Below are 13,347 nucleotides of genomic sequence, written 5' to 3' on the forward strand. Positions count from 1 at the left end.
CAACGTCTTATGTATGGTCTTGCTCATACGCAGTCAGCAGGCGCACAGCCTTGGCACAAACCTCCCGGCGAAGAGCCTCGGGCTCAAGTACCTCCGCCTCCGTGCCAAGCGCGTAAAAAAGCTGCACGGCCCAATGCCACTCCGACACCGGCAGATGAAAATCCGCCAGCCACTCTTCGTTTCCGACCGCGCTGATTTTCTCTCCGACATGCTCGTCCCGCTCGACCTGAAGCATTCCGCGGTAGGTCAGCTTCGCCCGGATATGGACCGTTTGCGGCTCCGACTTTCCTTGATGACGATCGCCATCGCCTTCACCAACTTCAGGCGGGTCTTCCGGACGAAGCTCCGTCATCCGGTCGATCCGAAAGATCCGCTGCTCCCCGTGGGTTTGCGAGTAGGCATCACAGTACCAAAACCCGTTGGCGGCGTAAATCCTCAGCGGATGGATCAGCAGCCTGCGGCGGTTGTTCATCGAATGGTAAAACACAGATACCCATTGATTGCTGGAGGCATAATCCAGCAGTTCGTTCAAGTGCGGAACGGTATACTTACGCTTGGGCACCTCCACTTCCAGGCGATCCAGCATCGGATGGACCGTCTCCGCAGTTTCCCGGGGCAGGATGGTCTTGATTTTGTCCATCACGGTCCACCGCTCCGAATTGAACGGCGTGTCCGCGTAACGGGTCAGCCCTTCCAGCGCGAACAGCAGGCAGAGGGCTTCGCGGGAATTGAGCTGCAGCGGCGGCAGCTGATAGCCTTCCATCAGATAATAGCCGCCTTGGGGGCCGCTCACCGCGGCAAGCGGAATACCCATTTCGGAGAGGGCCTGCATATCCCGCAAAATGGTCCTCCGCGACACTTCAAGCTTGGCGGCGAGCCCTGCGGCTGTCTGATTTCCCTGCTGAAGCGCGATGAGTATCGCCATCAGGCGGTCCATACGGTTCATGTTTTTCACCTCTTCACGCTGTAGAATCATTGTATCAGCCTATTGGTGACAACTTGGATGTCACTAATGTTTGGCCGAATTTTCTTTTTCAACATAATGCAAAAGTTGTCGAATGTCGCGGTTTAAGGCGCTGGCAGGACTTTCCCTTCGGCCCCGGCTCAGTTATAATGCATTGGGAAGAGCCATACAATAGCATAAAAGCGAGTCAAACGACTGGACAGGATATGAAGAAACGCTGTGACCGACGCGGCGGCTTCATCAGAACACGGACGCAAGGAGGAGAAAACCCGTCATGTCCAACTTTTTCAACAAAATCAAGCAGGGCGTTTCGGATGCCGGCAAGAAAGCGCAGAACACGGTTGAATCCACAACCCTGAAGTTTCAAGCGGCAGCGAAGGAAAAGGAAATCGAAAAAAATTATACGGAAATCGGCCGTATCGTCCATCAATCCTTGGAGAAACCGGACGGCACGATCCCCAGCGCGGAGATCCAGAAATACCGGGAGGCCATTTTTGCCTTGGAAGAAGAAGTGGAAGAGCTGCAGCGGAAAATCCAGCACCTGCAAAACCTGAAGGAATGCGGATGCGGCAAGATGCTTCCCGCGGACGCGACCTACTGCCCGTTCTGCGGACAGCAGTTCCATACGGTGGTCGTTCAGCCGGCAGCCGTTTCGAGCTCGATTCCCAAAAGCGCCTACTGCACCAAATGCGGAGAACCGGCCTCATTTTCGGATCATTTCTGCCGCAGCTGCGGTCATAAGCTTCAGCACGAGTAATTTATCAGTAAATCAGAGAACGCCGTATCCCACACTGCAGCAGGGACACGGCGTTTTGTCGTTAATTCAAGAGCGGATCAGGAAGCCCGGCCGCGATGCTTAATTTCTTTTGAGCGCATACAGAAAGCTCGTCTCTTCCCACTTCTCGCCTGGGGTCAAGCCGAACAGTCCCATTTCCTCTGCGGGAATGTTTTTGATATTCGGAGCGTTGACGAGGTTGATCTGAGGCTCAGGGCAGAAAAATTTGCCGCCGGCGAACTGGTTCCAAACCATCCAGTGCTTATAGCTGGTACCTACGTCGTAAATCAGCACGTCCCCGGTGCGTGTATCCGTGAGCTCCATCCGGTTGCGTCCGTCCTGCGGTTCAGCAGTATAATGGAAGTCCATTTCGGTGAAGTAAGGGAACACGCCTTCTCCTTTGAGCTGCTCTTCTTCCGGAGACAGCGGCTGGAAAGCACCTGTCGGCAGCATCCGGTCATCCAGCTCACGCCGCTGGTCGATCGTAATTTTAACCCGGTAATCCTTCGCTTCGCTTCCCGGTACAAATGGGGCATTGACCGCCGTATGGAACGCCAGCAGCACAGGCATTTTTTCCTTGCCATCATTGGTGATGGTGACCTGCTGCCGCAGCCCTTCCCGGTTCAGGGAGTATCGCAGCGTAATCGTGAAATCGAAAGGCAGATACTTTTTATACAGATGCCCTTCTCCTACGCGCTGGGACACAACGACTGCGCTTTCATAATCGTCGCTGGTTATGTAATCCACGGTCCATGGGATCGTATGCATGTATCCGTGCAGTTGGTTGCCCGTGGCTTCTTCATTGATTGGGAATTGGTAGACTTTGCCCTCCCATTCGAATTTGCCGCCATCGTAACGGTTGGGCGGAAACAGTACCGGAATGCCGTAAACACCCGGATTCGCCTTGAAATCTTCCATTTCACCGGCTTCGGGTTCCCGCAAAAACTTGAAGTTTTGCTCGGTATCCCGGAATAAAATCAGGTTGGCGCCGATCTCAGGCAGCACCGCCGCTTCGTATTCCCCATGCTTCAGCCAGATCGCCTTTTCCCCATTAAAATCGCCTTCAAATGCCGCAAATTGTGTCAACTTGTTCTCCTCCTGTTCATGATTAAAAGGAATGTTCTTCTAATATACCATTTGTGGCATTATACGAGAAGCACATCGATCCGGCTTGCCCCATGAATCAGCCGTTTCAGCATTCTTCGGCGTGCATATCTAGTCATGATTCCTTCTTCTGAGCGTCCTAGAATCATCTGGGTTGCATGAATTTGTTCGGCCTGCCCCAGCACTTTGGCCGGCAGTTCTTTCCACCCGTCTGTTTCAAGAATGCCGAAATGCCCCTGCAGGCTTTCGGTCAGCCCCTGCCACCGCCCCAGGTCGCAATCCCGGCCTTCCATGCGGACGCAAGTCACATGAAGCGCGGCCTTCAGGCGGTAAGCGATCCGGAATCCGCGCCGGATGAGGCGCTCGGCAGAGGTCCCGGGGAGGATACACACAAAGATCACCTCCTCCTTTCTCCAGGGTCCGCGAAGGGACATATTCCGCTGCCAGGACTCCAGCCGCTCGTCCACATCGTCGGCCAGTTCCCGGAGGGCAAGCTCCCTTAGCGCGATCAGGTTCCCCGTTCGGAAAAAGGAACCCAGCGCCTGATCGACCTTGTCCGCCGCATAAATTTTCCCTTCCCTCATCCGCTCCTGCAGCGATTGCGGCGAAACGTCAATCAGCTCCACCTCATCGGCCATGGACAGCAGCGTGTCCGGAACCGTCTCGGAGACCCGGATGCCGGCGATGCGCTCGACGGCATCGTTGAGGCTCTCCAAATGCTGAACATTCAGAGTTGTTATGACCGAAATCCCGTTCTCCAGCAGAAGCAAAATATCTTCATACCGTTTGCGGAAACGGCTGCCTGGCATGTTGGTATGAGGCAGCTCATCGACGAGCACGAGCTCCGGACTTCTTGCCAGCAGCGCCTCTGTATCCATTTCGTACAGCGTTGCACCTTTATAGGAAACCTCCTTCGGTGGGATAACAGGCAAACTGCCGACCTGCGCCGCCGTTTCTGCGCGGCCATGCGTCTCAAGCCACCCGATAACCACATCCGTTCCCTTGGCCAATATGTCATTCCCCTCGCGAAGCATGGTGTACGTTTTGCCTACACCGGGGGCCGCGCCGATATAAATTTTGAACCGGCCGCGCTCGATCCGCTTCACTTTCTCGTTCATTTCCTCGCGGCTGAGCCGGTGATACCCCTTCCCCTGCTTGTTTTGCGTTCGGCGGGCCGGCAGAATCCGCGGTTCCCCTTGCGCCGTGCGGTCGGCCACCCAGAACACGTCGATGCCATGCGCATGCTTCAGAATGCCGTTCGTCACCGAACCCTGCCACAGTTCTTGCCAGGGGCTTTTCCGGGAATGCCCCAGCACGATCCGGGTCACTTTTTTATCAAAAGCATACCGGATCAGCGACTTGGCAAACCGTCTTGGAGCCGACAAAGGCAGCTCCTCCAGCTTGGCGTCCGTCTTGTCCGCCATTTTGTGCAAAGAACGCTTAAATGCCTCTTGCTCGCGCGACAGTGACTGCTTGGGCCGCGTAAAGACAACGACGAGCAGTTCGCCGTTCAGGCGCTTTGCGATTTGCTGTCCGCGCCGTACATAGATCGAACCGTTCCAATGGTATTGCGCCGCCACTAGGATACGCTCCGAGGCACCGGAGGGACCGCTGATGCCCTCGTGTTCGCGGAACTTCTCCAGCGACTGATTCACATCGTCGGCCATCAAGCGCAGCGCAAGCTCCCGAAGGAGGGCCAAATCCTTGCGGGAAAAGGACGCCCCGTCCCGGACGCTCCGCAGATGGCCTTCGTTCAACCGGGAGATGAGCGTTTCCGGAGAAACGTCGATCAGCCGAACCTCGTCGGCCATACCCAGCGTCGTTAGCGGAACGGTTTCCCTGACCTCTACCCCGGTCCATTTGCGGGCAAGTTCATGAATGCCTTCAATTTCATACACATTGATGGTCGTGATGACGCTGATGCCGTGATTCAGCAGAAACTGGATATCTTCCAGCCGGGTTCGATGCTCGGCGTGCTTGCGGTTTCGATGAGCCAATCCGTCCACAAGCACAACTTCGGGATTTCGGCTTACAATGCCCGGCAGATTCAAATCCTTGTGCTCCGTTTCTCCTTCATTCCAGTGGATGCTGGGCACCCTCTCCAGGTCGGCGAGCTGCTTTTTCGTTTCCGTACGCTGCAGCGTGGACACCGCGCATATGACGACGTCAATCCCCTGGGATTTCAGGGTTTGACCCTCGCGGAGCATGTGATAGGTTTTCCCGGAACCGGTTACCGCTCCGATGATGATTTTGAGCCGCCCCCGCCGCAGTCTATGGATTTCTTCGAGAATTTCTTCCGGCGATTTGCGTCTGTAATCCCCCATGGCTCAAACCCCTTCTGCACATTGTTGATATGTGGTGAATCTTACCTGTTCACAGCCACCTTTGTAAAATCGTTCACCGCCCTTTTTGGATCACCCTGTATTGGTATTGCCCGATCTAGCGTCTTTTTCGGAAGAAAAAGCGGCTATTTAAGCCTGATTCACCCTGTCTCTTCCGTATCCGTTTCACATGAAAGAATAGGCTAAACTGGACATATCATGTAAAATGGGAAAGATGAGATAAAACAGACGAGAGACGGGCGAATGGGAAAGAGGGGAAAACCATGCCGAACATGATCCGGCTTCTTGTGTCTACGGATTACAACGATCTCAGCCGGGATTTACAGGAAGAAATCTATTATGAATACTATGATTATGCCTACGGCATGATCATGTATATCGTGAAAAACCATTCCGTGGTGGAAGATATTATCCAGGATGCTTTCATTAAGATCATCAAAAGCAAACCCGTGTTTGAAAATGAAGCCAAGCTGAAAGCCTGGCTCAAAGTCGTGACGCGCAACACGACCATAAATTATTTGCGAAAAAATAAAAAGTACCGTAACCAAGTCGATGTCGAAGGTGTCTTTATGTATAAAGAAGAGATTGCGCAGCCGACGGTGTCGATCGAAAATACGATAGAAACGAAATTTATGGAAGAATCGATTGTCCAGTATTTAAGGGAACTGAAACCGGAATACCGGGTTCTGGTCGAGTATCGCTGGCGAAAGGGCCTGTCGTACCGGGAAATCGCCGATCTGCTTGAAGTTACCGAGGATGCCGTCAAACAACGTCTGTACCGGGCACGCGAAAGTATCAAGAAAATGCTCTTTAAGGAGTGGGGGGTAAAGGATGAAAAGCGAAAAATTTGAAGATTGGTTCGATTCCGCCTTCGAGAAGGCAGCCTCTTCAACTTCCTTGACGTCCGAAGATAGCAAGAAGGCATCTTGGAACAAGGTTCAAGCCCGGCTGAACGAAGTGAACCGTTCCCGCAGACGTAATCGGCACCTTCAGCTTGGCGGCGTGGTGGCCGCATCTTTCGTGGCTGGAGCGGTCATTTTCAGTTCCACAGCCGTGACGAAGGCAATTTCTCCGCTGATCGACTCCATTGTTGACTGGGGAGACGGCGTTAAGAATGTGGTTTTTCTCCAAGACGATCAGTCTGATACGGGAGGGATCGCGAAAACTCCTCCACCGCCAAATTATATGGACGGAGAGAAGGAACCGCCGCCATGGGATGGGAAAATCATTTCTTCGGAACAGGGTGTCCCAACAACGCGCCCGCTCAGTGAAGTGCAGAAAGAATTGAGCTTTACCATTCCGGATTTTAGCGGCAGAATTCCGGAGCGTTATCATTTCAAGCAATCCACCGTCATAGCAAAAGATCTCGAAACAAAGAAATATAACGAAATTACTATGCTTTATACCGGGCCAAAGGAAGACGATAATCTGTTCATTACCGTGAGCCGAATTCTCCCGAATTCAAGCACAGGTTATTTCACGAACGGAGAACCTGTCAAGATCAAGCTCAAGAACGGTTATGAAGCCTATTACACCGAAAGCAACATGAATTCGCTGATCATGAAATATAATAAAGTGCAGCTGTACATCATAACCACGGCGAGTAAAGAGGAAATTCTCAACCTGGTCGAGCCGCTTCCCTAATGAATGATTTGTTGGCATATCCCTATTCAACGTGACCAGAAAGTGACCGCCCGCAGGCGGTCACTTTTATTTGTTATCCTATTTGGCCAACACTTGTGGGGAATACGTGGTGGTCTGTTCGAAAGCAGATCCTTGATATACGGTATGGTAGGCTTTGGCGCGGTAATAATATCCCGTGATCACCGTACCGTTGTAATCCCCGGATATAGTGCTGTTTCCAGTGTCCAGGAACCGTCTCGTTTCCATATCGACCCATGCAGATCCAGTCCAGCGCTGCAGGGTTAGGTCGACACCAATCTTGTCAACGCTCTGTTTGGCGTAAGTGCTTGCCTTTAAAGCCACGGTTGTGCTATTGACGAGCGAGGCTGATGCATAGCAGTTGTTCAAGTATGTGAAAGACGCGAAGCTCGTGATGAAGTGTTCAGGAGGCGGAGGAGTGGTTAAGGCTCCCGGTTCTTTTACGGCGGCTGCGGAAATGTCCGCATCATCGGATCCGGCTGGTTCGGCACCCGCCCCGGTCGCGAGAAGCATACTGAGTACGGTAGTGGCGGCAATAATGGCTGGCAGTTTGTGGTTGATCCATTTCTTCGTCATGACTCTCACCTTTCCTTTAGGAAATATTGAATTTCACTACTATTAACGGCGGCCTCCTTTCAGAGGTTTCATCATTTTTTCATCATTTTCTTTGCTTTTTCTCACATTTTCATTAAAAGCACTAAAAAACCCCCGTTTCGATCGAAACGGGGGTTTCCCTTCCCCTAACAAGGGGCAGTTACACCAGGTGACAGGCCACGAAGTGACCGCCGCCCGCATCGCGGAACTCCGGCACTTCTTCTTTACAGCGGGCCACCGCAAACGGGCAGCGCGTATGGAACTTGCAGCCCGAAGGCGGATTGGAAGGGCTCGGAATGTCGCCCTTGAGCACGATTCGCTCCCGCTTCAGCTTCGGGATCGGAACCGGCACGGCTGACAGCAGCGCCTTCGTATACGGATGCAGCGGATTTTTAAACAGCTCATCCCGGGTGGCCGTTTCGACCATGGAGCCCAGGTACATGACGCCGATCCGCGTGCATAAATGCTCCACGACGCTGAGGTCGTGGGAAATGAACAAGTACGCAAGCCCACGCGTTTCCTGCAACTTGCGGAACAGATTGATGATCTGCGCCTGGATGGATACATCCAGCGCCGAGACGGGCTCATCGGCAATAATGAGATCCGGATTGAGCACCAGCGCCCGGGCTATTCCGATCCGCTGCCGCTGACCGCCCGAAAATTCATGCGGGAACCGGTCGATATGATAAGAGGACAATCCGCAGGATTGGAGCACTTCCAGCACCCGGTCGCGAATCTCTGCTTTGGGCACCAGGCCGTGATCCAGCAGCGCTTCGCCGATGGCGTCTCCGACGCGGATCCGCGGGTTCAGGGAACTGTACGGATCCTGGAAGATCAGCTGCATGCTCGGCCGAAGCTTGCGCAGTTCCTCGGGAGGGAGATCGTAAATATTGATACCCTTGAACTTGACCTCCCCTGACGTCTTCTCGATCAGGCGGATGGCCGTGCGGCCAACCGTGCTTTTGCCGCTGCCGGACTCGCCGACCAGCCCGAACGTTTCGCCCGGCCGGATCGTGATGCTGATATCGTCAACGGCCTTCACGTGACCGACGGTGCGGTTCAGCAGACCTTTCTGGATCGGAAAATATTTTTTCAAATGGCTGATTTCAAGCAATGCATCAGACATGAACAACCGCCTCCTCATACAGCCAGCAAGCGGCTTTTTGCTGATCCGCAACTTCTTTAAGCGCCGGCTGTTTCGTTCTGCAAATGTCCATGCAGTGCGCGCAGCGATCATGGAAATAGCACGATTCGGTCAGATCCAGCGGATTCGGCACCTGCCCCGGGATCGAATACAGCTCATCCTGCCGCTGATTAATGATCGGCTTGGACTTGAGCAGCCCCTGCGTATACGGATGCTTCGGCGACTCGAACAGCTTCACCACTTCGCCTTCTTCCACGACTTTGCCGGCGTACATGACAACGACGTAATCCGCCATTTCGGCCACGACGCCCAGATCATGGGTGATCAGCATCATCGACATGTTCGACTTCTTTTTAAATTCGCGCAGCATATCCAGAATTTGAGCCTGGATCGTAACGTCCAGCGCCGTCGTCGGCTCATCGGCGATCAGCAGCTTCGGACCGCAGGAGATCGCAATCGCGATCATGATCCGCTGCAGCATACCGCCGCTCAATTCATGCGGATAGGAATCGGCGATTTGCTCCGCCCGCGAGATCCCCACCTGCTCGATCAGTTCGATCGCACGGGCGCGGGCCTCCTTCTTGCTCAGCTTCTGGTGCACCATAAGCGGCTCCATAATCTGCTGCCCAATTTTCAGAACCGGGTTCAGCGAAGACATCGGCTCCTGAAAGATCATGGAGATGTCATTCCCGCGGATCGTACGCAGCTCGTTTTTGCTGAGCTTCAGCAGGTCCCGGCCGTCAAACTCAATGCTTCCGCCAACCACTTTACCTCCCGGTTCCTCAATCAGACCCATGATGGACATGGCGGTAACGCTTTTACCGCAGCCCGACTCGCCGACGACGCATACCGTTTCGCCTTCCCGGACGCGCAGGCTGACGTCATTTACGGCTTTGATCACGTTTTTGTCGCTGAAGAAATGCGTGCGCAGATGGTCGATTTTAATGAGATCTTTCATAGAACGCTGTTCACCTACCTCTTCTGTTTGGGATCCAGCACATCCCGGAGTCCGTCTCCAAATATGTTAATGGCAATTACCGTAATAAAAATAGAGAATCCTGGAGGAATCCACAGCCATGGGTGCTCCTGAAAATCGATCAAATTGTTCGCCGCGTCGATCATATTTCCCCAAGTCGGTGTCGGTGGCATGACGCCGAGGCCGAAGAAGCTCAGCACCGACTCGCTGAGGATCGATCCGCCAATATTGAGCGTCGCAATGACGATCAGGAGCGGAACGATATTCGGCAGCAGGTGGTTGAACAGCTTGCGGCGGTCACGCAGACCGAGCACCACGGCGGCCTGCATGAATTCGCGTTCGCGGAGGCTGAGCATCTGCCCCCGGACCATCCGGGCAAGCCCCGGCCAGTTGACGAGACCGAGCATCAGCATGACGATATACATGCGGTAATTCGTCGGCACCTTCCATTCCGACAGCAGCGCGCCGAAAATAAACAGCAGCGGCAGTCCCGGAATGGTCAGAAGCAAATCGGCGATCCGCATAATGATTTGGTCCACAATCCCCCGGTAGTAGCCGGCGATCGCGCCGAGCAGCGCACCGATAAACACGGACAGGAACATGGAAGCCAGACCTACCGTCAAGGAAATGCGGCCGGCCTGAAGCACCCGCGTAAGCACGTCACGCCCCAGGGCATCGGTACCGAGCCAGTGCTTCATGCTTGGCGCTTTGTTCATCACGTTCATATGAATCTTGTTATCGGCATAAGGCGAAAATACGGGCCCCAGGAAACAAGCGATAAACATGATGACCACGACGACAAGTCCAAAAATCGCCAGCTTGTTATGCAGTAGTCTCCGCATCGACTGTTTAAATAAGGAGGAAGACTTCGGCGTCGTTGTTGCAGCCGGAACGGCATCGGTCATTGGTGTACTGTTAATGGCCATAAGCGTCTCCCCTCCCTAATGCAGCCGCACGCGCGGATCGGCGATGTGATAGAGCACATCCGACAGCAGCGTGCCGATAACCGTCAGAATGGCCAGCAGCATCGTGAAGCCCATGAGCAGCGGATAGTCCCGCAGGCTGAAGGACTGCATGTACAGCTGGCCGATTCCCGGCCAGTTAAAGATTTTTTCGATAATAATCGATCCGCCGAACAGGGCCGGCAGTTCAAAGCCAACCAGGGTAATGGCCGGCAAAAGCGCATTTCGCAGAGCGTGTCTGAACAGCACTTTGTCTTCCTTCAGCCCTTTCGCCCGGGCTGTGCGGATATAATCCTGCTTGATGACGTCGATCATATTGCTGCGGAAATAGCGCGTCAGTGAGCCGACGCCAAGCAGCGTCATGACGATCACAGGCAGCGTCATATGATGGATGACTTCCTTAATATAAGCCCAGCCGGTCGCGTTGCTTCCCGTCGTTAACATCCCGCCCGGCGGAAGCCATTTCAGGTCGACGGCCAGAATCTTGATCAGGAACAGGCCGATGAAGAAGGAAGGGATCGACATGGCGGCAAAAATGGCCACCATAACGATCGTGTCGAACCACGAATACTGCTTATAAGCGGAAACGACCCCGATGATCACGGCGATGACCCAGGTCAAAAACGTGGATACGACCGCCAGCAGGAAAGAGTTCCAAATATACTGGTTAAACAGCTTCAGCACCGGCTGCTGCTGCGCCAACGAGAAACCGAAATCTCCGTGAAATACGTTGTTCATCCATATGCCATACCGTTCCAGCAGCGGCTTGCTCAGTCCGTAAATCTCCCTTAACTCCGCTTTACGTTCCGGGCTCAGCTTAATGTTGCTGCTGATGAAATCCCCCGGAGTCAGCGCGTAGAGGCTGAAGATCAAAAAGGATGCCGCAAACAGGATGACGATCATGTAAATGATACGCTTCGTCAAATAAGTGCCCATCATTCGCCTCCTAATTACATGGTCCCCCGCCGCAGAAGCGGCTGCTTCGCGGTCGGGGGACTCCATTGTGGGTCCTTCTGATTATTGTACCGGCTTCAGCGACCAGTCAGGCAAGCTGTTGGCAAGTCCGACGAACGGGCTGACTTTCAGGTTCTCGATGCGGCCGTTGTAACCGTACACCGTCTTCTTGTAGTTCGTGAAGATGACCGGCAGCTCGTCGTTCAGCAGCTGGAACAGCTCTTTGTAGACGGCCTTGCGCTCTTCGATGTCGGAAGTCGCGAGCGCTTTGTCATAGAGCTCTTTCACCTTCGGATTGTCGTAGGCTTTGATCTCGCCGTCGATAAACTGCATGACGCCGTCCGACGGATCCTGCAGCAGCGGAGTCGAGAAGGATACGAGATCGTAATCCCCGCTCTCTACTTTGGACACGAGGGAGTTGAAGTCAGCGAACACTTCCGGCTGGAAGTCGACGCCGATCGCCTGGAAGTTCTCTTTAGCCACCGGAATAAAGATATCCGTCTGCTTGCTCTTCGAGCCCAGGTAGTGGATCGTCAGCTTCTTGCCGTCTTTCTCGCGGATGCCGCCTGCGCCTACTTTCCAGCCGGCTTCGTCCAGCAGCTGCTTGGCTTTTTCCGAATCAAATTTGTACGGGTTAATGCCGTCTTCGGTATAAGCCCAGGAGATCGGCGGAGCCGGAATGTTGGCTACGGCACCGGCACCTTCGTTCGCGTCCACGTAGATGCTTTGACGGTCGAGGCCGTAAGCGATCGCTTGGCGTACCTTTTTATCCTTCAGCGCTTCGTGTTCCAGGTTGACCTGCAGGTAACCGTAGTTGCTGGCCGTGTAAGGCAAAATATTGGTGAAGCCGAGGGACTTCAGCTTCTCGATATTTTCGGTTGTGGCTGGGAACGAAGTGTAGTCAATTTCTCCGGTCTCCAGATACTGCCAAGCATCGCCTTCGGACGTTTTATAAATGAAGTGCTCTGTTTTCGGCTTGCCTTTATAGTAGTTCTCATTGGCGACAAAACGGACTTCCTGGCCTGGAATGAATTTCTCCAGCTTGTATGGGCCGTTGCCGACCGGCGTTTGATGCAGGTTTTTGATGTAGCTCAGGTTGCCGAACTTATAATCCTTGCCGTAGTATGCCTTGGACAAAATGTTCGAGCCGAGCGTCACAAGCGCCGTTGCGTTCGGCTTATCCAGCGTGACGGAAATCGTCTGCGGATCGACCACCTTGATGCCGGAAATGCTCTTCGCCTTGCCAGACTTGTAATCCTGCGCTCCCTGGATCGCGATCGTGCTCGGGATGATCGAATCGCCGTCATAGGACGGGTCGAACAGGATCGTCCATGTAAACGCAACATCGTCAGCCGTCATTGGCGAACCGTCGCTGAATTTCAGATCCTTCCGCAGATGATATGTAATCGTCTTCTGATCTTCGGAAATGTCCCATTTCTCTGCAAGGTCCGGAACCGGCAATCCCTTATCGTCCACCGTCACCAGCGAACCGAACAGCAGGGAGTTGACGTTGCCGTCATAACCGCTCTGGGTAAAATAAGGTGTGAACGCGCCGCTTGGGTCGGTCAGCGCCACGATAATCGTGTCCGTACGCTGCTTGGCCACATCGGGCAGTTTGGACAAGTCGGCTGCCGTATAAGGCTCGGTCAGTGCAGAGGTTCCTCCGGCATCGGACGAAGCCGCTGTATCTTTTGTACCCTGCTCTGTTTGAGCCGTTCCGCTGGATGAACCCCCGTCATTACTATTGTTCGAGCATGCCGTAACCAGCATTGATCCGACGATCAACAGCGAAGTTAGCAAGTACACTCCTTTTTTCATCATCATAACCTCCCGTTTTTACTCACCATTCCGATGAATTAAGTATGATTTA

General features: G+C 53.7%; 12 protein-coding genes. 3 read left to right on the forward strand and 9 right to left on the reverse strand.

Annotation, left to right across the window (positions count from 1 at the left end):
• Positions 1-7 precede the first annotated feature (7 nt).
• Positions 8-946 carry a helix-turn-helix transcriptional regulator gene (locus GCU45_RS03075; RefSeq protein ID WP_152398026.1) on the reverse strand — a complete coding sequence of 313 codons (939 nt, stop codon included), beginning with the start codon at positions 944-946 and terminating at the stop codon, positions 8-10.
• A 292-nt stretch (positions 947-1,238) separates the two neighbouring features.
• On the opposite strand from GCU45_RS03075, the gene GCU45_RS03080 reads away from it, so the two are divergent.
• Positions 1,239-1,721 carry a zinc ribbon domain-containing protein gene (locus tag GCU45_RS03080; RefSeq protein ID WP_076171647.1) on the forward strand — a complete coding sequence of 161 codons (483 nt, stop codon included), beginning with the start codon at positions 1,239-1,241 and terminating at the stop codon, positions 1,719-1,721.
• Positions 1,722-1,820: 99 nt separating this feature from the next.
• On the opposite strand, the gene GCU45_RS03085 is transcribed toward GCU45_RS03080, so the two are convergent.
• On the reverse strand, positions 1,821-2,825 hold the full coding sequence (locus GCU45_RS03085) for an aldose 1-epimerase (protein WP_152398027.1): 1,005 nt from the start codon (positions 2,823-2,825) through the stop codon (positions 1,821-1,823).
• 59 nt (positions 2,826-2,884) lie between these two features.
• Positions 2,885-5,167: a histidine kinase gene (locus tag GCU45_RS03090; protein ID WP_152398028.1), complete on the reverse strand. Its 2,283-nt coding sequence runs from the start codon at positions 5,165-5,167 to the stop codon at positions 2,885-2,887.
• Between the two features lie 281 nt (positions 5,168-5,448).
• On the opposite strand from GCU45_RS03090, the gene GCU45_RS03095 reads away from it, so the two are divergent.
• Both GCU45_RS03095 and GCU45_RS03100 read left to right on the forward strand, forming a co-directional pair.
• A complete protein-coding gene (locus tag GCU45_RS03095) occupies positions 5,449-6,036 on the forward strand; it encodes an RNA polymerase sigma factor (RefSeq protein ID WP_145024472.1) in 588 nt (195 codons plus the stop codon).
• Positions 6,017-6,829, forward strand: a complete 813-nt coding sequence (locus tag GCU45_RS03100; protein ID WP_152398029.1) for a DUF4367 domain-containing protein — start codon at positions 6,017-6,019, stop codon at positions 6,827-6,829. The genes GCU45_RS03095 and GCU45_RS03100 overlap by 20 nt, the downstream gene beginning before the upstream one ends.
• Before the next feature lie 78 nt (positions 6,830-6,907).
• Here GCU45_RS03100 and GCU45_RS03105 read toward each other — a convergent pair whose 3' ends face one another.
• The 6 genes from GCU45_RS03105 to GCU45_RS03130 form a co-directional block, all read right to left on the reverse strand.
• Positions 6,908-7,432: a hypothetical protein gene (locus GCU45_RS03105; RefSeq protein WP_152398030.1), complete on the reverse strand. Its 525-nt coding sequence runs from the start codon at positions 7,430-7,432 to the stop codon at positions 6,908-6,910.
• Between the two features lie 169 nt (positions 7,433-7,601).
• Positions 7,602-8,567: an ABC transporter ATP-binding protein gene (locus GCU45_RS03110; RefSeq protein ID WP_076171631.1), complete on the reverse strand. Its 966-nt coding sequence runs from the start codon at positions 8,565-8,567 to the stop codon at positions 7,602-7,604.
• Positions 8,560-9,543 carry an ABC transporter ATP-binding protein gene (locus tag GCU45_RS03115; RefSeq protein WP_076171628.1) on the reverse strand — a complete coding sequence of 328 codons (984 nt, stop codon included), beginning with the start codon at positions 9,541-9,543 and terminating at the stop codon, positions 8,560-8,562. The genes GCU45_RS03110 and GCU45_RS03115 overlap by 8 nt, the downstream gene beginning before the upstream one ends.
• A 14-nt stretch (positions 9,544-9,557) precedes the next feature.
• Complete coding sequence (gene opp4C / locus GCU45_RS03120; protein ID WP_152398031.1) at positions 9,558-10,487, reverse strand: oligopeptide ABC transporter permease; 930 nt, start codon at positions 10,485-10,487, stop codon at positions 9,558-9,560.
• Positions 10,488-10,502: 15 nt separating this feature from the next.
• The gene (locus GCU45_RS03125; RefSeq protein WP_076171622.1) at positions 10,503-11,459 is read right to left on the reverse strand and encodes an ABC transporter permease; all 957 of its coding nucleotides are present in this window, start codon (positions 11,457-11,459) and stop codon (positions 10,503-10,505) included.
• 81 nt (positions 11,460-11,540) lie between these two features.
• Entirely contained in the window at positions 11,541-13,295 is a 1,755-nt protein-coding gene (locus tag GCU45_RS03130; protein ID WP_152402752.1) for an ABC transporter substrate-binding protein, read from the reverse strand.
• Positions 13,296-13,347 lie beyond the last annotated feature (52 nt).

Source organism: Paenibacillus cellulositrophicus (genome assembly GCF_009363095.1).
Classification (GTDB): Bacteria; Bacillota; Bacilli; order Paenibacillales; family Paenibacillaceae; genus Paenibacillus_AQ; species Paenibacillus_AQ favisporus.

Bases quoted from the DNA above. Each gene is read 5' to 3' on its own strand.
- GCU45_RS03090 (WP_152398028.1), bottom strand. From the start codon at position 5,167: ATGGGGGATTACAGACGCAAATCGCCGGAAGAAATTCTCGAAGAAATC.
- GCU45_RS03080 (WP_076171647.1), top strand. From the start codon at position 1,239: ATGTCCAACTTTTTCAACAAAATCAAGCAGGGCGTTTCGGATGCCGGC.
- opp4C (WP_152398031.1), bottom strand. From the start codon at position 10,487: ATGGCCATTAACAGTACACCAATGACCGATGCCGTTCCGGCTGCAACA.
- GCU45_RS03130 (WP_152402752.1), bottom strand. From the start codon at position 13,295: ATGAAAAAAGGAGTGTACTTGCTAACTTCGCTGTTGATCGTCGGATCA.
- GCU45_RS03095 (WP_145024472.1), top strand. From the start codon at position 5,449: ATGCCGAACATGATCCGGCTTCTTGTGTCTACGGATTACAACGATCTC.
- GCU45_RS03100 (WP_152398029.1), top strand. From the start codon at position 6,017: ATGAAAAGCGAAAAATTTGAAGATTGGTTCGATTCCGCCTTCGAGAAG.
- GCU45_RS03075 (WP_152398026.1), bottom strand. From the start codon at position 946: ATGAACCGTATGGACCGCCTGATGGCGATACTCATCGCGCTTCAGCAG.
- GCU45_RS03110 (WP_076171631.1), bottom strand. From the start codon at position 8,567: ATGTCTGATGCATTGCTTGAAATCAGCCATTTGAAAAAATATTTTCCG.
- GCU45_RS03125 (WP_076171622.1), bottom strand. From the start codon at position 11,459: ATGGGCACTTATTTGACGAAGCGTATCATTTACATGATCGTCATCCTG.
- GCU45_RS03115 (WP_076171628.1), bottom strand. From the start codon at position 9,543: ATGAAAGATCTCATTAAAATCGACCATCTGCGCACGCATTTCTTCAGC.